This window comes from Dyadobacter sp. CY347 (assembly GCF_021502655.1).
Lineage (GTDB): Bacteria > Bacteroidota > Bacteroidia > Cytophagales > Spirosomataceae > Dyadobacter.
Genome location: NZ_JAKFFT010000002.1, coordinates 922,036 through 941,528 on the forward strand (window position 1 = coordinate 922,036; position 19,493 = coordinate 941,528).

A 19,493-nucleotide genomic window follows, 5' to 3' on the forward strand; every position below is an offset into this window, starting at 1 on the left:
AATACGGCGCTAAGGGCACAAGGCTTGGGCAATTCTCCATACTCTTCACTGGGAATGGGAGAGTTTTACGGCGATGCTTATTCTGATAATACAGGAATGGGGCAGTCCGGTGTTAGTACTGGCACCGGGTTTCAGATCAATAATCTTAACCCTGCACTTTGGGTGCGTAACCGGTTTACAACCCTGGACATTGGTCTGATCGGACAATATAAGGATGTTGTGTCCGGTGCAAAAAAACAGCAAAATGCTGGCGGTAATCTCGCCTATGTTTCCCTTGCCTTTCCTATCAGCCCGCGCTGGGTGCTGGGCGTAAGCCTTAAACCATACACGTTTGTTGATTATAGCAACTCTTCTATCCGCGACGTGCAGGGAACCCAGTTTGTGGGAATTTACAATACAACCGGAAAGGGAGGCATCAATAAGGCTTCTGTCACAACGGCTTATCAGGTTACGAAATATTTAAGTCTTGGTCTTGAAACTTCTTATTTCTTCGGAAATGTGCGGAAGGCCACAGAGGTTTCCCTGGTCGACAGGGCCGCGGTAATAAGAGGCGACGATCTTTCCAATGAATACATTGTTAGTTTAAATGACAGGACAACCTACTCGGACATTGCATTCCGTGCAGGTGCTGCATTAAGGATTCCGATTAAGAAAGAAAATAAGCTGAACTTGAACCTGGGCGCATCTTACAGCATTGGAACGACAATCAATGCGGATCAAACGACAACTTTTGAGGTGACCTCAAACGCGCTTGATGTCATCAACCCGGATACGCTTCAAAATGCACTTGGCGGCGGACTTAAAACGCCTAATCAATTCTTGGTTGGCGGAAGTCTGGAATGGCCGTTCAAATTGATTTTATCGGCGGATTTCAGCTATCAGCAATGGTCGCAATACAGGAGCTTTTCCAGATCAAATGATGGTTTGAAAGACGTAGGCCGTATTAATGTAGGGGCAGAATATCTTCCAAGATTTACATCGCTTAACTACTTTGATCTGGTAAGATACCGCGTTGGGTTCAGCTATGGTAAAACGCCGTATTCGATTGGAAAAAGTGATGTCAATGATACCAATGTAAGTCTGGGCTTTACATTCCCGATGGGCCGTGGATATCAGAACTTTCTGTCTGTTGCACTCGTCGCAGGGCAAAGAGGCAACACGGGCGGAGGGATGATAAGAGAGCGTTATGGACGCGTTGTACTAGGCATTACGCTGTTGGAAAGATGGTTTGTTAAACAGAAAATCGACTAAAATCAGACATGCGACTTGCATTGATCTTCACACAAATACAAAAAGGAAATAAATTTTTATCTCCTTTTTACCTTCTTGTGCTGGCGGTGTGGATGCTGGCAGCTTGTGAGGGAAAACAAAATAAATTAGGTGCATTATACACCGGCCCGCTCGAACTTGTCAATGATGTTGAGGTAAAATACAGTGAGCAGGGAAAGCTTAAAGTGGTGATGAAAACGCCCAAGCGCCTCGCTTATCAGAACGAAGCACAAGTTTTTCCCGATACGATCAACATTAACTTTTACGATACAACGGGCACCATCGTAACACGCCTGCGTTCCGATTCGGGACATTATGACAAAGCGGCGGATGTTTATATTGTAAAGGGAAATGTTCGCGTCGTAAAATCAGAAACAGAAGAGCTGCTTACTACCACAGAGCTCAATTGGAGTCCACGCACCAGGAAGGTCTTTACAGATAAACCACTTTCCGTGATCAACAAGCGGACTTCTGAAATTACCAATGCAATTGGAATGGATGCAGAGCAGGATTTTACACGGATCAAATTCAGAAAGGCGACCGGAATCTACAAGTTCAGCGGCGCACCTTAATATTCTTTGCAATTCTTCAATGCAGCCTGTACAGTTTCGATCGAAGTATATACGCTGTCTTGCCCCCACTTCATACTCAGGAAGCTGACCAGCTCGGCAATCTCAATCTCAGTCAGTTTAGGGTTGGCTGGCATGGGGCGGTTGAATTCTTTGCCATCGACTATAATAGTGCCCTTCATGCCGTTTCTGATAATGCACGCAACTGCGGATTTATCATTGTATCGGTCAGACTTCGCCAATGGCGGATACAGATTGGACATTCCCTTGCCGTCGGCCTGATGGCAATTGGCACAATAGGTTGTGTAAAGATTATATCCTTCTACAAAATACTGCTCGCTTTTTAGCTCAGAAGCGCTCTTGCAGGACAACACTGCCATAACAAACAAAACAATAATGGCTGGCTTGGTCATGAAATCATGGGGTGACTTACTATTTGTATTCGTCGAGCAGGATCTTCATGTCGGCAATTAACTTCTGCGTTCCTTCTTCCGTGGTGCCGTCGTACATGCCCCTCACACGCTTTTCCTTATCAATGAGGATGAATGCTCCTCCGTGAATGTATCCGCCGTCAGCGGTCTTGTCTTCCTTTGCAGTGACCAGATAGTTGTGTTGGCCAATTTCAAAGATCTTTTCCTTGTTTCCGGTCAGAAATTGCCATTGACTGCCTTCGACTCCCAAATCTGTTGCAAATTTCTTTAACACCTGAGGCGTGTCATGGTCGGGATCGATGGAGTGGGAGAGGATCATGACCTGCGGGTTTCCTTTGTACTGATCGTAAACCTTAATCATTTGGCGCTTCATAATAGGGCAAATGGTCGGGCAGGTTGTGAAGAAAAAATCCGCAACATAGATCTTGCCTTCTGCGATCTTTTCAGAAACGGAGTCGCCTTCCTGATTAACAAAGGAAAAAGCCGGAATGGTGTTATAAACCGTGTCTACAACTTCCTTTCCATCAACCATTTTCTTCACCGCATCACGTTCTCCAAGGATCGGCAATTTTTTCTCTTCTTTACAGCTGGTAATGCTAAAAATGAATGCAGCCAGTACGAACGTGTATATATGGATAGTCTTAATTCTTAATTTCATAACCTGTTACTCCAAAAATGTTTGCGCTTCCTGAATTGACTTTAATGTTACCTGTTTCACTTGCAGGATCTTTTCCTTTTCGGTCTCAAAATATTGAATCGCCTGCTCTGGTTTTAACGCCTTGGCAGAATCACCTCTGTACCCGTGCATCCAGCTCATCATCAGCTTATCAGACTCGTTGAGCTTTTGGTTGAGGTCCACAGCCTTCATGCGCTCTTCGGCAATGGTATTACTGCTAATGCCCTCATTTTGAAGGCTATCCATATGCTGGATTTTCTTGGAAAGTTGTGATTTTAATGTCATGATCTGATCCATTTGCGGCATTACTTCGTCGTGAATGGTCATCACTTCTGCTTCCAGTTCAGTGGCTTTATCTTGTTTACCTTCTTTACCACATCCTGACAAAAGTGCCAGGACAAACAGGGTTAGTAGCGGGTATTTCATGCGTTTTTTGGGAGGTTAAAATGTATTATTGTTGGCAATGCTGCTTGGTCAACTTTGTTCTTTCAGGATCATTTCGCGCGCATTGACCAGCACCGAATCGGAAGGATTATGGCCGCCGATCATTTGCGCAATTTCCTGCACACGCTCGTCTACGGTTAGCTTTTTGATTTTACTGACAGTCTTTTCGGATGAATGGTCTTTGTAAACAAAATAATGCGCATTACCGCTACTGGCAATCTGGTGTAAGTGCGTGATGGCGATAATCTGGTGGTTATGCGCCATATTTTGCATCATCTTTCCCATTTTTCTGGCAATTTCACCCGAAACACCCGTATCAATTTCATCGAAAATGATCGTCGGGAGCATTCGTTTGTCTGCAAGAATGTATTTGATAACCATCATCAATCTGGAAAATTCCCCGCCGGAGGCAACCTGCTTCAAATCCTGCGGAACGACACCTTTGTTGCCGCTAAAAAGGAAGGCAACCGAATCCAGGCCGTTTGCTGTCGGCAAAGTCTCCGTAACCTGTATAGATAAACTGGCGTTTGGGATTCCCAGTTCCGAAAGTCTTTCCAAAATCAGTGTTTCTATTGCTTTGGTAACTTTTCGTCGCTTTTCTGAGAGGATTTTTGCGCTTTTGAGCATGGCCTCCTTTGCCTGGGTCGCAGCTTTTTCGGCCTTAACCAGGTCTTCATCCAAGTTTAACACGATGCTAAGCTTACGCTGCAATTCTTCCTCGATTTGAAGCAACTGATCGACGCTGGTTACCTGATGTTTTTTGAGCAATGTATAGATCAGGTCCAGGCGCTCCTGAACGAGCTCGGCGCGCCCCTGATCAATGTCAACAGAGCTGTTTGCCTGGTCGATCTCGTCCGCTACATCGCGTAATTCTATTAATGTGCTCTGTACGCGCTCGCGGATTGCGTCATAAACAGGAACGAGCCTGGCGGCCTGGCCGATTGCATTGGCAGCATTTTTAAGCAGTTCAAGAATCGAGTTGTCCGGGTTATCCAGTAATGTATACGCGAGTTGGAGTTTTTCGCGGATTTCCACTGCATTTTCCAGAATGTTCAGCTCTACTTCAAGCTTCTCTTGTTCGTCTGAAACCAGCTTCGCATTGTCTAATTCCTGAAAGAGAAATTGGTCGTAATCGAACTCTTTTCTGAGCTTGACCGCTTCCTGCTGCAGCGTTTCAAAAGCCTTGGCGGCGTCCTTATAGGCCGAAAAGTCACGCTGATAGGATTTAAGCAGTTGCGCATTATCAGCAAATGAATCCACCACACGAAGCTGAAACTCATTATTGCCCAGCATCACCGAATCGTGTTGCGAGTGAATGTCAAGCAGCTGGCTTCCAATGCGTTTTAGGGCATCTAGGTTCACAGGTGTATCATTGACGAATGCACGTGACTTGCCAGCGACAGAAATTTCGCGGCGAATGATGCATTCATCGGAATAGTCTACATTTTCGTCCTCAAAATTTGGAGCAAGATCATAGCCGGAAAGATTGAAACTGCCTTCGATCACACATTTTTCGCTGGAATCGTATAACGATTTTACGTCTGCCCGATTGCCCAGAAGTAAGCCAATGGCACCCAGCATGATCGACTTTCCAGCGCCCGTTTCACCCGTTATGATGTTCAGTCCGGGATCTGGTGACATTTCCAGTTGCTTAATCAGCGCGTAATTTTTTATAAGTAAATTCGAAAGCATATCTATACGAATATAGTTATCAGATCAACAATTAGGAAATATAACGATTCGCATTCCGGTTTTTGATGGCTCATTTTGAGCTGGCGTCATACACGATCTCATAAAGCGAAGGCAATGGAATGAGGTGCGCGTGGTTACGCGTGTCGCGGATCAGCAGATTCTCCTTTGTAAAGGATTCAAGTTTGCCAAAATGCGTGTTGCCATTGTCCATCACTGCATTGATCTCTATTTTGAGCAGCTTTTCGAGTGAAGCAAAAATGTCTTTGGAAGAAATGCGTATCAATCTTTTGCTCATAATAGTAAACTCAAAACAATTTGGACGGGGGAATGCGATGGTTTATAAGGAAAGACGTTGATATAATTGCGTTTTTGTAGGATCCAGCCCGACCAGAAGCGTGTACGCTTTTGCGCGTTCCTCGGGCTGTGCCTCTATCAGGATCCTGTACAGCTCATCGGATTTTGAATCAAAGAATGAGTTAATGACCACACTTGCCGGGCGCAACTGATTGACTTCTTTCGCTGTGTTGAGCACTTCAAGCACTTTTGCGCGTGTTTCGGCAGGATTTTGAGTTGCCACATCAAGTCCCAGCCGGTAATATTTATACATTCCTTCTCTGAACGGCGTAAACTGCTGGCTCATCAGGTTCTCAACAAGCCAGTAGCGGTTGCGTGAATCCCCATTGGAATCCCAACCACGCTTGTTAGGGGAGGAGTTACGCGCCTGATTTACAAGGTTAAATGCCTTTTGCACGTAAGGTGACCCGCCCAGTTTGCTGAAAGAGTCGTAATCAAAAATCAAAGCGACATTGGCGTAAAAGGCCAGAATGTACGGAAGTTCTTCGGTGTAGTTATTTTCATTAAAATACAGGGGCGTGTTGGGCAAGTAGCTGAACGTGAAGTTCTTATCTACATAAGTAAAAAGAACTGTCTCGTAGTTTGAATTGTAAACAGGTCTTGAAACGACCAATTGTGCGTTTCCCTCATAGGCGCCCTGATTCAGTGAGCGGGTCAGGTTTACATTGAGCTTACATTTGATTTTTTCTTCTTTACCAAACTCGTCGTTGGTCCAGCGCGTATTGTTCAAAAAATCATTCATATAAGTTTGAAGCTGGGCCATAGACTGTGGATCAGTCTTTTGCTGCGCTACAAGCTGCTCGTAATTAAGGTTGACAGAGAACTGAAATTCCTGCGCGAGCGATTGGGCAGAATTCGTGCAAGCGACTATTAAAAGCAACCAAACCCATATATTTTTCATGCTTCACTCCATTTATTTAGGACAATGTTCAGGATGTCCTGTGCCACTTCTTCTTTATTTTTAAGATCAAAATGTTTCACATTTTTCCCTTTGTCAATAACGGTTATTTTGTTGGTATCGTGTGCAAAGCCAGCACCCGGATCATTCAGTGAATTAAGAATGATGAAGTCAAAGTTTTTGCGCAATAACTTATCCATCGCATACTCCATTTCATTCTCTGTCTCCAACGCAAAACCGATCAGCAGCTGGTTTTGCTTCTTAGTTTTCCCCAACGTTCCTGCAATGTCCTGGGTTTTTACCAGATCAAGGGTCATTTCCTGGCCTTGTTTTTTGATCTTATGTTCGGCAATAACCTTTGCAGTATAGTCGGCAACGGCAGCAGCGAAGATCACCACATCGCTTTCTTCAAAGTTTGCGGCCGTGGCTTCATACATTTCATTTGCACTCTGCACATTGATGCGCTTCACCGTTGGCTCAGTAGTCGCCAGGCTCGTAGGCCCGCTGACAAGCGTTACCATCGCTCCTGCGGACGCAAACGCCTCCGCGACTGCGTAACCCATTTTCCCCGACGAGCGGTTGCTAATGTAACGCACCGGATCAATTGCCTCCACTGTCGGGCCAGCAGTAATGAGCACCCGCTTTCCGGAAGTGATGGGTTTTTTCGCAAAAGAGCTGCCTAGCACCTTTATGATCGTTTCCGGCTCGGCAAGGCGGCCATCCCCAACCAAGCCACTGGCCAGCTCACCGTGTTCCGGCTCGATGAAGTGATTGCCAAAGCGAATCAGCGTATCAATGTTCTGCTTTGTTGACGGATGCTGATACATATCGACGTCCATTGCAGGGGCAAAGAAAACAGGGCAACGTGCTGATAAATAAACGGCCGTCAACAGATCATCGCAGTTGCCGGTCGCACATTTTGCAAGTGTGCGCGCTGTCGCCGGGGCAACCACCATCGCATCCGCCCAAAGGCCAAGCTCGACATGGTTATTCCAGGTCCCGTCCTTTTGGTCGGAAAATGCGCTTAACGCAGGTTTTTTAGATAAAACGGATAATGTAAGCGGGGTAATGAATTCCTTTGCCGAGTCCGTCATAACCACTTGAACATCAGACCCTGCCTTTACCAAAAGCCTGACAAGCAGAGCAGATTTATATGCAGCAATGCTGCCTGAAACGGCTACGAGTATCTTTTTACCTTTGAGATTCAAACTTCAATCGCTTTGGGTGGTCAATTCGGAAGGACTCCTGTCAGGCATAAAGTTACAGAGATAAGTGTAACATTTAAAGCCTATAAATGAAAAGCCAGCCGCAAAAGAACTTTGGCGGCTGGCTTTTTATAAAATCGAAAATTATTCTTCTGTTGTGTCGCGGTAAGCGTGGTAAGTTTTTCCTTCGATGAATTCATCTATTGAAATGCTTCCGGCTTTCGGCATGCGCTCGTAAAACTTGGAAATCTCAATTTGCTCCCTGTTTTCAAACACTTCTTCCAGGTTATCTACGCCAGAAGCAAACTCAGCAAGCTTATTATTAAGCTCTTCCTTCATTTTGCTGGAAATCTGACGGGCTCTTTTAGAGATTACAGATACTGATTCGTATAGGTTACCAGTTACGTCTGCGATCTTGTCGGTATCCCGGGTAATGATTGATGGATTGGTTGCCATACTTATGGTGATATTAGTTGAAATTAAAATCTAAATAAAACTACTGTCCTTTCGGCTCTGTAATGGCCGGCGTTGTTACTTTCGTCGGCTTGTTAGCTGGATCTGGCTGCGTTTCAAGTTGTTTCTGACGTTCTACTTCGGCTTTTGCAATAACATCGATCTGTTTTTGACTTTCGTCAAACATTCTTTCCGCATCGCGGTTATATCTTCCTGTCGGATATTTGTCGATCAGCTCCTGATAAAACTTCAAGACATCCTGGTATCTTTCTTTCTGCTTGGCACTGAAACTGTTGGTTGCCAGATTGTACTGCGATTCCACTTTCAAAAACGCAAGCTCTTCATTGTATTTCGAGTCAGGGAAATCTTTACGGAAATTCTCGATCGATATCACGGCCGATTTCATAGACATTGCATTGAAATCGCTGATCTTGTGATACAACCGGGCCCTTTCATAAGCTTTGCGTTCAAGCTTTGCCCGCAGCTCCAATATATAACGTGTACATTCTTCGCGGAACGGACTTTCGGGATATGCGTTGATAAAATCCTGCATCGCCGAAATCGCAGTAAATGTACTGGTCTGATCCAGATTGAACGGCGACGAATCTTTATACAACGAAAAAGCATGCATATAGAGCGCTTCCTGTGCGTAATCGCTTCGTGCGTATGTATCAAAGAACTTTTTGAACAAAAACTGGCTCGTATTGTACTGCCCTTGCTGATACTGGGTATACGCATAGTAAAACTGCGCTAACTCAGACTCCGTACTTCCTTTTAATAATGGAATGAGTTCCTCAAAAAGTAGGCCGGAACGGTAAAAATCCCCCTTTTTGTAATAAGACATCGCGGCATCATACTTTTCCTGATCCGTACCAGTCTTTTGTAACTTCGAGAACTTACTGCATGAAGTAATTACAAGGACCGCAATAAAAAGCAAGAAATAGCTTGCTGGACTGTTTTTTCGCATATTAGGTGCAAAGGTAATAAAAAAAGCTACACCATTCATAACGAATGCGTAGCTGATATAGTGTTAAAAATTAGCCTATTGCTGATGACGTACAAGCATTTTTTTGGTGGCTACTTTTTGACCGTCCAGTGACAATTGATAGAAATAAAGCCCTGTTGGCATATCCTTCGTGTTCACACGCAGCTTTCTGTCATTTCTGTTTAGGGGCAGCTCAGCCATTTGAGAACCAAGCACGTTGTAGATAATCAATTTTGCATCGCGAATGTTGGCAGTGATGTTATAGTCAAGATCTGCGTACTCGCTGGCAGGATTGGGATAAATGTTTGATACTGAAATCTTATCGTTGGCATACAATTGCTCTTCCACTTTCAGCTGCGCTTCCATTTCAGGTTGTCTTCTGTTTGAAGATCTTTCAACGATTTCGGCAGTAGCGACACCTGTGCTTTCGGAAGCATTCGGAGAAGAAAACAGGAATGAGCGGTAAAAGCTGTTCAGCACTTTTGGATTTTGCAAAGACAATAATTTATAACTTGAACCTGTTGCCAAACCTGAAAATTTAATGTTTTCACTGGTAGCCGGCTTTTTCTTGTTGACCATATTCAAACGGCTCCCGTTCGAGACGGATTGTGCGTTTAAACCCTGCAAGGCCAACGTTAGTGAGATTAATAAGTAAAGTATATTTCTTTTCATAGCGTCAAATTGGAATACTTTATGACTAATATTTTATAATATTTTACCAAAAAAGTACATTACAAAAATATAGAGAAACAATTGTATATTCAAAATATATTGTGCGAATGGACATCTTTATTTTGATGATCTAAAAAACCATGCCTGTCAAAATAAAATTAGGCCTGTCCTGATATATTTTTTACAACTCTTTCCAAATCGTCTTATTCTTCGTCGGTTTCTCAGAAATCCGCCAATTGAACCCGTCCAGCTGGCGTTCCGGTGCCTTAATCTGTGAGGGAGGGATCAGCCTGCCGTCCGGTTTCCCCACAAATGAGATTTTATGTACACGGTTGTCGGTAAAAAGCAGATTCATCCTTCCACATTCAACCCGGTTTAGCCCTATGCTTTTTTGCTCATCATCGATGGCATAATAGGCGCTTTCCCCGTTTCCATCCACAAGGACCTGTTTCAATTGATTTCCCTTTTCAAAAAAAGCATTGATCGTCCGGCCCTTAACCTGGTTAAACTGCTTGACCAATGTGTCCTCCGTGATCACAAACGATTTGCCTTTCAGCAGCATCCGGTTGATCTCATTATTGACCAAGAAAGCGGTGATTGAATCTGCCTCCATCTGATAATGCTGATCGCTCCACAATATTGGTTTCCGGAAAAATCGTATGATCGAATCAGAAGTGTCATAAGTGATCGAATCGCACTTGCCCTGAAAATCACTTTTATATATAAATACGTTTTTGTTTCCGACCAATTTTCGGGTGCTATCCTTTTGATTTTCATATGAATATAATGTATCAGCCCGGATGTAAAGCGTGTCATCGGACACCACATTCCTGACATAAGCATGACCGAAAATTTTGGAATAGCCTTCTTTTTTCCAATAATATCCTTCATCGCCGTTCAGAACCGTTTTATCCTTTTTCGCAACGATCACTACATTGCCTTTTCCACGGCCATTATTTGTTTTTCCATCTACTTCCAGCGAGTCAGCGGTAAGTGTATACGTTTCATTGTCAACCATAGTCCGCTTCTGAAATGAAGACTCCGCCGACTCCGTATTATACCGTCCCCTTGTTCCATTTACCGTCCCGTCTTTATTAGTGATTTTCGTTGCACCATTGAAATCCGACCACTTAGTGATCGAGTTGTAAAGCAATGTATCCGTGGTGAGCACATACTTTTTATTGACCAGTTTTACACTTCTATAGTACGTAAATTCCTTCGTGCGTGTATTATAAAAGCCCTCTTTACTCGTCAGCACATTCTCCTCATCAACCGTCCGGCCTGGCGTTTTGTAATTGGCAATGCCATTGGCCATATCATATTCAATTTTTCGGGTTGTTAATGTGCGTTTACTATCTTTCAAAACCGTCCTCTTACCACTCACAATAGCGAGTCTGGTGTTGCCGTAATAATAAAGCGTATCGCCGGTAACCGTAAGTGTGTCGCCCTGTACAATCTTTACATTTCCAAAGGCTTCGATCACATTCGTATTTATATTCTGAATGGCCAGTTTGCTATACAAAAGCGCACCCTTGTGCTTGAAAACGCCATTTGTAACACGGCGTGAGTCGACCCCGTTTTCATTGACAATTTCCAGCTCGTCGGACTTTATGATTTCAACAAGATCTTCACTCTGAGCGGGCTGGGAATTAGGTAAAGTTCTCTGCGCCAGCAGATAATGTGAAAAAAACATCAAGACAAAGAACGTCAATCTAAACATATTACCTTTGATATTGATGACGCGCAAAAGTTTAAAAGGGTTGCAGTTCGCGATGTATTTTTTTTTATTCATGTTGCCATTCTTTCTTTTACCTTTGAAATAAGCGCCATTTAAATAGCCCGGTAAAAGACTTTTCAGATCTTATATACGCCAAAACTACATCAATTACGTTTCTTAGGTTCATGTTGGATGCTTTTTTAACTTTTATTAACCAACACAAGCTGGATCTCAAAAAGCAGCCTTGCCTGCTGACCGTGAGTGGGGGAGTGGATTCGGTTGTAATGCTCGATTTGTTTCATAAAGCGGGTTTTCCTGCCGGTATTGCGCATTGTAATTTTGGGTTAAGAGGCGAAGATTCGGAGGGAGACGAGCAGTTTGTTCAGCAGCTTTCCGACAAATATGGTTTTCCATTTTATACCAAGCGTTTTGACGTAAAGTCACTGACCCAAAAAAAAGGCATCTCAACGCAAATGGCTGCGCGCGAGCTCCGTTACGCCTGGTTTGAAGAGCTCCGGACTACACATCATTATACATATATCGCTACTGCCCACCACGCAAACGATTCGCTTGAAACCACGCTACTGAATCTTGTACGCGGCACGGGTCTATCCGGTCTAAGTGGCATATCGGCTATCAACAACCATCTTTTGCGTCCATTGCTCCTTGCTACCAAAGAGGAAATTCTTGGCTATGCAACAGAAAATGCTCTGCCATGGCGGGAGGACCGCTCGAACGATTCCGATGACTACAAAAGAAACCAGATCAGGCATCAGGTTGTGCCCGTTTTGAAGCAGCTTAATCCCTCGTTAGAGTCAACGTTCATTCAATCTTCTGCAAAACTTTCAAGCGCGGACCGGTTGCTGAAAGAAGTGTTGGACGAGTGGGCAGCAAGCATCGTTGTGAAGACTGGTGATCAGGTTAGGATTAGTAAGGCAGGGCTCATGTCGGAAAGCGAGCCTGCGTACAGACTTTGGCACATTTTGCAGGATTATGGGTTTGCCTATGCGCAGGTAGGGAAGATTGTTGAGGGTTTGAATGGAATTTCGGGCAAAATTTTCCAATCCGCATCTCACACTTTATTAATAGACCGGCAAGATTTGATAGTTAGAAAAAGCACTGTAAATGAGGTAGACTATTACATCCAAATTGAGGACAATCAGCAGACGGCGGAGTTCGCCGGACAATGCATTTCACTAACAAAGAAAAGCTCAAACACAGATAATAACTTTGTAAACAGCCCAAACTCGGTATCGATAGACTACGACAAACTCGTGTTTCCGCTGCAACTCAGGAGATGGCGGTTGGGTGACGCCTTCCAACCACTGGGCATGAATGGTCGGCGCAAAAAACTCAGCGACCTTTTTACCGACCTCAAAATGGATCATTTTGCAAAGCAACAAACGCAGATTCTTGTCAATGGAAATGACGAGATTATTTGGGTGGTAGGGGTGAGGCTGGACGAGCGTTACCGGATCACAGAAAGTACGCAACAAATTTTACAAGCATTCCTGAGTACACACGAATAGGATCACGATCCAGATATTTTTTGACATATCTATTGCGCATAAAGTTTTTGTTTTTACATTTGCACCACGTTTCGCATACGGCGAAATGATTTAGAGAGATGGCAGAGTGGTCGATTGCGACGGTCTTGAAAACCGTTGACTGTTACAGGTCCGGGGGTTCGAATCCCTCTCTCTCTGCAGAACACACAAAATACAGCCAGCCCGCCCACCAGCGGGCTTTCTTTTTGAGCGTATAAGCAGATTTTGATTAATGTAACTGGCAGTTGAATTGTATACCGTTTTCCATACCATAGAAATGTGGTAGGTAAATTTCTGACAACCCAATTCAATTCGTTATGGAGTACTTAAAAAAAAAGCACTAGAATGCGCGTACGGTTTATTCTTCGGAAAGCCAGGCTTAACAAATTGGGACAGTGCCCGCTTGACTGTCACATTCGTGTGAGTGGAATTCCATCCACACCATTCTCAACCTCCATCATGGTAGCTCCTTCCAAATGGGACTCGAAGTTCCAGCGGATAAAAGGAAGCTCGGACCATGTCCATTCTCAAAATAAAAAGCTTGATCAGATCCGGAATGATCTGGAAACGATCCGTGATACCAATCTTGCAAGAGGCCGAAGGCTTACAGCAAAGGAGGTCGTCGATATTTACCACGGAAAGCGGGAGGTGTCCTGCAACTTCCTTACCCTTTGCCAAAAAAAGATTGACGACCTGCGATCTCAGAACCGGTCCGCTTCTACAATACAGATCCATAAGAAGTGCCACCTTTACCTGCTTGGATACCTGAAAGAAAATATGCTGGTTGAAGATATCGAGCGCAGGCACGTTTCAGGATTCTGGCAATACCTCAAAGATCGGGGCTACAACCATGATTATGTAAATAAGACGGTTGCCAATTGTATCAGCCTGTTCAGATTTGCAGTGAAGAAGGGATATTCGGACCATAACCCATTTGCCGGTATTTCATTCACATGGATTAATGAAGTTGATTTGACTTGCCTTAATGAAGAAGAGATCGAAAGATTGAAAACCTACACATGGAGCGAAACCCTTCAAAAGGTAGTGGACTCATTTCTTTTCATGTGTTACCAGGGTATGCACATCGCAGACTATCAAAAGCTGACGGATGATCACCTGTCGAGTGTGAAGCACGTGCAATGGATCCGGATTGGACGGACTAAAACCAAAGTGCAGGCAAGCATCCCCCTACACAGTGAGTCGGCGAAGATCATCGCCAAATACGGAGGGATGTCAAACCTGCCAAAACTATCAGGTCAGAAGTCAAACGAATACCTGAAAATCATTGCTGAGAGAATCGGGACCGAAAAGCACCTGACCAACAAGATCGCAAGAAAGACCTTCACGAACATGTGTATCAACGATTACGGCATGAGTGATGAGTCTGTCGCCGCCATGCTCGGTCACACATCCACCAGGTTTGTGAAGAAATACGGAGCTGTTTCTCAAAAACGGATTATATCCGAATGGAAAGACAAAATTGAAGTGGCTTAATTGATTTTACTCAACGTTATGAATAAACCTATCCTTACTGACGAAGACAAAGTCCGGATCATAGCCTCCGTATATTCAAACCCGAAAAAATTATTAATAGCCACGCAGATTCACAAGCTCAAAGAATCGAGCGCTGATGAACTAACACGACTAACCGGTATCAAAGCGAACCTGATCACCATGTATCTGAAAGAAATGGAAGAAGCAGGAATAATGAAAACCCGCCGCGAATCATATTATGTCTTTTACTCCCTCACTCCGTTTGGAGAAAAGATCATAACGCTCTTTAACTGATATCAGCTATTGCACATCACCCATAGTTATTGGGCGACGCACATCGTTTCCAATATTCAATGATCGTCCTCACAGTTTCGGATAGATCCTTGTGCGATGAAGGCTTTACGAAGAATCCTTGGGCAGATATGCTGTAAGCATCAATTACCATTTTCTGGCTTATACCAGTTGAGAAGAAAAGATAGGGAATGCATTTCAGATTTATGTCCGCGTCAGTTTTAAGCTTTTCTCTAAGTTCAAATCCATTTAAAAAGGGCATGTTTATATCTGAAAGCACGAGAAAAGGAACGGTAGTTGGTAAATGCAGATAGTCTAATGCTGCTTGTCCATCTTGGAAATAAACACGCTTATTTGGATAATTAAGCTCTTTAAAAACCTCCTCTAACAAAAACTGATCATCTTCATCGTCTTCGATTATCACTATTACTCCGTCCCTGTTCATAATATCAGTCGTTTGACAATCCGGAATTTTTGCAGATCAAGACAATATACCCCTATTAAACTGCTTAGTAGTCCTAAGTATATTTAAATATTTTAAATATAATTTTATCAATCCAACTGAATCAAATATCTTTGAGTCAAATAGCGCACACGCAGGGAACAACTCGGAAAAGAGCCGGTGAAATGGAGATGATCAACCAGGAAGCCGGCTCGCTTAATATCACCCAACTCTATACACTCACTTCACCATGGCCTTTAATTTCAAGGAGGTGCAGGCTGATCAGGATTATCGTGTTAATCAATCAGCTTCAATTTGTCAGAACTGTCTGCACATAGAATCCGTACAGCTTCCCGCAAAAGATAATTTACCTCCGATGCACCGCAGCAAATGTGGCATCGGACATTTTTTTGTCAAGAATACACACACTTGTAGACTGTTTGAATCGAAATGAGCGCACCGAATGGAAATAGCTTTTGGACGCTTCGCAGTGAGCACGGCAGAGATACTTTGTTTGAGTCACCTGAAATGATGTGGGAAGCCGCATGTGAATACTTTGAATGGTGTGAAGAGAATCCGCTTATAGAGGTTGATTTCCGTGGTAAGGATGCTGATCAGGTTCACATACCAAAGATGAGACCTTTCACAATGCAGGGGCTTTGTCGGTATCTGGATTGTAACACCCAATACTTCCGTCAGTTTGAAGATCGGTTAAAGGACGATCAGCAAGGTTTTTCTCGCATCATCACGCGCATTAAAGAAACCATTTACGAGCAGAAGTTCACTGGTGCAGCATCGGGCTTTCTGAACCCGAACATCATTGCACGTGATCTTGGCCTGATCGATAAGAAAGATATGTCTATCAATGCTGATGTGACAGTCGAATACACAGACGGACCGAATGAAACTGAAGATTGATCGAAGGTTTTTTAACCGGGCTTACTGGGTTTTATGTGCAGCAGTAGCACGGTTTGTTATTTTACGGGGAGGTAGTAACTCTTCCAAAAGCTGGTCCAATTACCAGCATCTCGTTCTTTGGCTTTTAAAGGGAAATGAAAACGCAATCGTTTTTCGAAAGCACGGATCCACACTGAGGAATTCAGTTTATGAAAACCTTAAAATGGTTTCTAAGCAGCTGGGCATCTTTCACCTGTTCGATTTCTACTATTCAGGGGACAAAAGGGAAATGGTTTGCCGGATCGGTGGAAACCGGATTGTGATGTCCGGACTTGATGAACCGGATAAGCTTAAATCTATTGTTGGCATCAAGCGTGTAATCCTGGAAGAAGCGGATGCTTTCACAGTCGAGGATTTCAAAGAGCTCGTTCGTCGTTTCCGGGGTGTTACCGGCATTCAGTTCATTTTCATCTTTAACCCGGTCAGCGAAAATCATTGGATCAAAGAGATCCTTTTCGACACGCCGCATTACGCAAGCCGGGCCGAACATCACGTATTTACAATCGATGACAACCGGTTTGCAACCGCTGATGATTACGCTGAGCTCGAAGCTTTGAAGGAAATTGATGAGGATGAGTACCGCATTTACCGTTGGGGCGAATGGGGTGTTATCCGCGCTAAGAATCCGTATCTGATGCACTTACGCCGCAATCTGAATGCAACCAAAGTCATTGACAACGAAGATGAGGGCATTATCCTATCCTTTGACTTCAACGTAAAGAACTCTGTTTCGATCTGGCAGAAGTGGGAAGACGAGGACGGCTGGCATGTTCAGTGTCTTCGTGAGATCAGGATGGGAGGGACGGAAGATACGGACCTGGAAGCGATTTGCCGAATCATCGCCGAGGATTATGGTGATCGTGAGATCTCGTTCAGTGGTGACAGCTCTGGCAATAGCAAGAGCGCTTTGACCAAAGGAAATGCGGAGGCTTTCAAGATTGTGTACGGATATCTGAGTAAGCATGGCTGTGAGTTTCTGACCTACAATAAGCTGAACAGTAACCCGCGCAGAAAGAAAAGCCGGTTTGTTACAAATGCCATTACAAAGGAGCTGGGTGCAAACTTCGCCATTGATGAGAGCTGCACGCAGCTTTGGGCTGACATTGTTTCCGTTCCCTGTGATGCAGAAGGTGATTTGGATAAGAGGTTCTGTGATGACAATGATGTCGGCCACTTACTGGATACACTGAGATACTTTGTCTGGGTGTTCTGTTTTGACATCTGGCTTGACGTGAAGAAGAACATCGCGGTTCCCAAGGAATTCCAGGTTGACGACAATAACGCTAAGAACAATGCCTACTGAACATCATCCAATTTTACCTGCCACTAAATCCTCATAGATGTACGAAAGGAATACCAGGATAAGAATCACCGAAAGAGCCACGGGGAAAGCCTTTAAAAATTTCTGTTTGAAAGAGTGTCCACGCTTCGGGACAATAGAAAAGACCAATGTTGCTCCTGCCGCCATGATTATTATGGTCAGCACGTTTGCAAGAAAGTCTATCGCGGAACTGAGAAGAGGGTCCAACTCGGGGTCAGCGGCGGTTGGATGAATCGTGTGAAAGTAAACCAAAAAACTAATGAACAGGCCTAATGAAAGCAGCCACCATTTTTTTCTATTCATAATTGAGGCAAGGGCAGATTTAAAATTTAAGCACATAAGGAAATGAACGCACTTAATTTACTCGTAGGCCTTGCACCAGTGGACTCTGGACCAAACCGGATGTATGTCAACCGCATGCCTAACGTCAATGCTGAGCTGATCGAATCCATTGCCGAATCGGAAGAAAGGTCAGCTGATGATCCGACTGGCCTGGCTACCATTTGGAAGGAAGTAAAAGATGAGGCCTATGACTGTCTGAAATCTGACCTGCTTTCTGAAATGGCAAAGCGTGCCAACTTCCGCGAAGTGGTAGAAAGCTCCGAATTGCCGGACTTGATCAACGATCCTGAATCGATATTCTTTATGGAGGAGCGGATCATTGGTGTAATGATCACTATGCCTAAGAGCCGGTATCAATTGCTGTTCATACGCAACCTGTACATCAATTACATGATCGGTTCCTTTCCCGTCAATGCGGTTGTGAAGGCGTTCGACATTGACAAAGGTGTGCAGATCGGTGCGGATATCGCCGTCGAGGTTGGTCCTGATATGGATTGCCTGCCGGTGAACATGTCCATCGATTGCAGCAAGACAGGTAACAAATCCATTTTCGTTGGTGTGGTGGTGGATGAGAATATCGAGCTGCTTTCGTTCCATTGGTCAAACCATTGCAGCTACGCTGGCGCTTACCTGTACAATCTCACAAGCCCTGATGCTCCAATCCTATCAAATCTGAACGACATGGATGATTGCTATGTCGCCCTTGAATACGAGATCAGGCTTTCCATTGATCAGGTGATCGCTCAGTTTGCTGACCGGCTTCGCAGGACTTACGCTATTATGTGTGCAATCGGTATCATTGATCGCGGATTGAAATCGAAACGGGCCAGTCGGTGGACAATGGTAAACCGTGATGCTGAAAAGCAGAACCTGGAAGATTTGAAGGCTGACTTGAAAAAGGAAATGGCCGGAGCATGCCGTCAGATCTACGGCCAGGTTGAACAGGAGAAGCTCGCACTGATATCACGGCCGGATGATCAGCAAGGCTATTTCGTTGGCGACTATGTTTAGAGATATCGAAGATATCGGTCACATTGCTTTTGCATTTGCGATCGACCCCGCTACATTTTCAATGTATTATCCAGGCCACAATGATTTTCATTATTCGCCTGTCAATCTCAGATTGGATGTGTTCGACCTTGTCGAGGAGATTAGGAGATTGGAAGAACCGACAGAGATTGATATACAACAATTGATAACCGATCTGACAATCCATGATCACGAAATCAGACAGCAGCGAAGTGCTGGGAGTCGCAGTCTCCCTTCAAAACATTTGTCAGCTGATCGAGGAAGATCTCGAAAGGGAGCTGCTCAGAGCCGGGGCCGATGTGGTGGTCGTGGTTATACACCGTATCAAGCGAGAAGGCAAGGACGCGCTCGGCGGTACACTTGACACAAAGTCAGCCAGCCGGTCCGGTGCATATTCAAAGAGATATGCAGGCATCCGGAAAGAGGCAGGGCGCCAAACTTCCCAGGTTGATCTGAACATGACCGGTAAGATGCTGCTCGATTACAATCTGACTGAGCGATCAAAGACAGCGGTCGGTGTTGGTTTTATGTCAGATGAATCTGATGAGAAGGCTGGATACCTTGAAGAATATTACGGAGCGGAGATTTTCGTCCCTTCCGAACAGGAGGAAGATGATATTATGGAAGACGCCATGTCGCGGGTGGAGAGATTGATTGATCGTCTTTGAGTCGCGGTTTAGTGTTTAAAATATTATCTCGTTCACT

The 19,493-nt window shown here is 44.3% G+C and carries 22 protein-coding genes and 1 tRNA gene; 10 read left to right on the forward strand and 13 right to left on the reverse strand.

What is annotated here, in order from left to right; genetic code table 11:
- Positions 1-54 precede the first annotated feature (54 nt).
- Entirely contained in the window at positions 55-1,251 is a 1,197-nt protein-coding gene (locus tag L0659_RS04600) for a hypothetical protein (RefSeq protein ID WP_235124493.1), read from the forward strand.
- An 8-nt stretch (positions 1,252-1,259) separates the two neighbouring features.
- Complete coding sequence (gene lptC, locus L0659_RS04605) at positions 1,260-1,841, forward strand: LPS export ABC transporter periplasmic protein LptC (protein WP_235124494.1); 582 nt, start codon at positions 1,260-1,262, stop codon at positions 1,839-1,841.
- Here the strand turns inward: lptC and L0659_RS04610 are convergent.
- From L0659_RS04610 to L0659_RS04660, 11 genes are all read right to left on the reverse strand, one after another.
- Positions 1,838-2,251, reverse strand: a complete 414-nt coding sequence (locus L0659_RS04610; protein WP_235124495.1) for a cytochrome c — start codon at positions 2,249-2,251, stop codon at positions 1,838-1,840. The genes lptC and L0659_RS04610 overlap by 4 nt on opposite strands.
- A 19-nt stretch (positions 2,252-2,270) precedes the next feature.
- The gene (locus tag L0659_RS04615; RefSeq protein ID WP_235124496.1) at positions 2,271-2,927 is read right to left on the reverse strand and encodes an SCO family protein; all 657 of its coding nucleotides are present in this window, start codon (positions 2,925-2,927) and stop codon (positions 2,271-2,273) included.
- 6 nt (positions 2,928-2,933) lie between these two features.
- Positions 2,934-3,371 (reverse strand): viral A-type inclusion protein, encoded by a 438-nt coding sequence (locus L0659_RS04620; protein WP_235124498.1) that lies wholly within the window; start codon positions 3,369-3,371, stop codon positions 2,934-2,936.
- A 48-nt stretch (positions 3,372-3,419) separates the two neighbouring features.
- On the reverse strand, positions 3,420-5,081 hold the full coding sequence (recN, locus tag L0659_RS04625; RefSeq protein ID WP_235124499.1) for a DNA repair protein RecN: 1,662 nt from the start codon (positions 5,079-5,081) through the stop codon (positions 3,420-3,422).
- Positions 5,082-5,151: 70 nt separating this feature from the next.
- On the reverse strand, positions 5,152-5,376 hold the full coding sequence (locus tag L0659_RS04630; RefSeq protein ID WP_235124501.1) for a hypothetical protein: 225 nt from the start codon (positions 5,374-5,376) through the stop codon (positions 5,152-5,154).
- A 42-nt stretch (positions 5,377-5,418) separates the two neighbouring features.
- The gene (locus tag L0659_RS04635; protein ID WP_235124503.1) at positions 5,419-6,336 is read right to left on the reverse strand and encodes a DUF4835 family protein; all 918 of its coding nucleotides are present in this window, start codon (positions 6,334-6,336) and stop codon (positions 5,419-5,421) included.
- Positions 6,333-7,541: a bifunctional phosphopantothenoylcysteine decarboxylase/phosphopantothenate--cysteine ligase CoaBC gene (gene coaBC, locus L0659_RS04640; RefSeq protein ID WP_235124504.1), complete on the reverse strand. Its 1,209-nt coding sequence runs from the start codon at positions 7,539-7,541 to the stop codon at positions 6,333-6,335. The genes L0659_RS04635 and coaBC overlap by 4 nt, the downstream gene beginning before the upstream one ends.
- Positions 7,542-7,682: 141 nt before the next feature.
- Positions 7,683-7,994 carry a DNA-directed RNA polymerase subunit omega gene (locus L0659_RS04645; RefSeq protein WP_026632203.1) on the reverse strand — a complete coding sequence of 104 codons (312 nt, stop codon included), beginning with the start codon at positions 7,992-7,994 and terminating at the stop codon, positions 7,683-7,685.
- A 40-nt stretch (positions 7,995-8,034) separates the two neighbouring features.
- The gene (locus L0659_RS04650; RefSeq protein WP_235124505.1) at positions 8,035-8,958 is read right to left on the reverse strand and encodes an outer membrane protein assembly factor BamD; all 924 of its coding nucleotides are present in this window, start codon (positions 8,956-8,958) and stop codon (positions 8,035-8,037) included.
- A gap of 75 nt (positions 8,959-9,033) precedes the next feature.
- Positions 9,034-9,648, reverse strand: a complete 615-nt coding sequence (locus tag L0659_RS04655) for a T9SS type A sorting domain-containing protein (protein ID WP_235124506.1) — start codon at positions 9,646-9,648, stop codon at positions 9,034-9,036.
- Between the two features lie 181 nt (positions 9,649-9,829).
- Positions 9,830-11,368 (reverse strand): OstA-like protein, encoded by a 1,539-nt coding sequence (locus L0659_RS04660; RefSeq protein WP_235124507.1) that lies wholly within the window; start codon positions 11,366-11,368, stop codon positions 9,830-9,832.
- Between the two features lie 182 nt (positions 11,369-11,550).
- On the opposite strand from L0659_RS04660, the gene tilS reads away from it, so the two are divergent.
- The 4 genes from tilS (at position 11,551) to L0659_RS04680 (ending at position 14,700) form a co-directional block, all read left to right on the forward strand.
- The gene (tilS, locus tag L0659_RS04665; protein ID WP_235124508.1) at positions 11,551-12,894 is read left to right on the forward strand and encodes a tRNA lysidine(34) synthetase TilS; all 1,344 of its coding nucleotides are present in this window, start codon (positions 11,551-11,553) and stop codon (positions 12,892-12,894) included.
- A 92-nt stretch (positions 12,895-12,986) separates the two neighbouring features.
- A tRNA-Ser gene (locus L0659_RS04670) sits at positions 12,987-13,071 on the forward strand.
- Positions 13,072-13,257: 186 nt separating this feature from the next.
- Positions 13,258-14,406 carry a site-specific integrase gene (locus tag L0659_RS04675; RefSeq protein ID WP_235124509.1) on the forward strand — a complete coding sequence of 383 codons (1,149 nt, stop codon included), beginning with the start codon at positions 13,258-13,260 and terminating at the stop codon, positions 14,404-14,406.
- A gap of 18 nt (positions 14,407-14,424) precedes the next feature.
- Complete coding sequence (locus tag L0659_RS04680) at positions 14,425-14,700, forward strand: helix-turn-helix transcriptional regulator (protein ID WP_235124510.1); 276 nt, start codon at positions 14,425-14,427, stop codon at positions 14,698-14,700.
- A 16-nt stretch (positions 14,701-14,716) separates the two neighbouring features.
- Here the strand turns inward: L0659_RS04680 and L0659_RS04685 are convergent, their stop codons facing one another.
- Positions 14,717-15,142, reverse strand: coding sequence for a response regulator (locus L0659_RS04685; RefSeq protein WP_235124512.1), 426 nt, complete (start codon positions 15,140-15,142; stop codon positions 14,717-14,719).
- A gap of 447 nt (positions 15,143-15,589) precedes the next feature.
- On the opposite strand from L0659_RS04685, the gene L0659_RS04690 reads away from it, so the two are divergent.
- The gene (locus L0659_RS04690) at positions 15,590-16,057 is read left to right on the forward strand and encodes a DNA-packaging protein (RefSeq protein ID WP_235124514.1); all 468 of its coding nucleotides are present in this window, start codon (positions 15,590-15,592) and stop codon (positions 16,055-16,057) included.
- The gene (locus tag L0659_RS04695; protein ID WP_235124516.1) at positions 16,041-17,399 is read left to right on the forward strand and encodes a PBSX family phage terminase large subunit; all 1,359 of its coding nucleotides are present in this window, start codon (positions 16,041-16,043) and stop codon (positions 17,397-17,399) included. Before L0659_RS04690 ends, L0659_RS04695 begins: the two co-directional genes overlap by 17 nt.
- A 3-nt stretch (positions 17,400-17,402) precedes the next feature.
- Here L0659_RS04695 and L0659_RS04700 read toward each other — a convergent pair whose 3' ends face one another.
- The gene (locus L0659_RS04700; RefSeq protein WP_235124517.1) at positions 17,403-17,720 is read right to left on the reverse strand and encodes a hypothetical protein; all 318 of its coding nucleotides are present in this window, start codon (positions 17,718-17,720) and stop codon (positions 17,403-17,405) included.
- Positions 17,721-17,762: 42 nt separating this feature from the next.
- On the opposite strand from L0659_RS04700, the gene L0659_RS04705 reads away from it, so the two are divergent.
- Together L0659_RS04705 and L0659_RS04710 are read left to right on the forward strand one after the other, a co-directional pair.
- On the forward strand, positions 17,763-18,770 hold the full coding sequence (locus L0659_RS04705) for a hypothetical protein (protein WP_235124518.1): 1,008 nt from the start codon (positions 17,763-17,765) through the stop codon (positions 18,768-18,770).
- A gap of 203 nt (positions 18,771-18,973) precedes the next feature.
- Entirely contained in the window at positions 18,974-19,456 is a 483-nt protein-coding gene (locus tag L0659_RS04710; protein ID WP_235124519.1) for a hypothetical protein, read from the forward strand.
- Positions 19,457-19,493 lie beyond the last annotated feature (37 nt).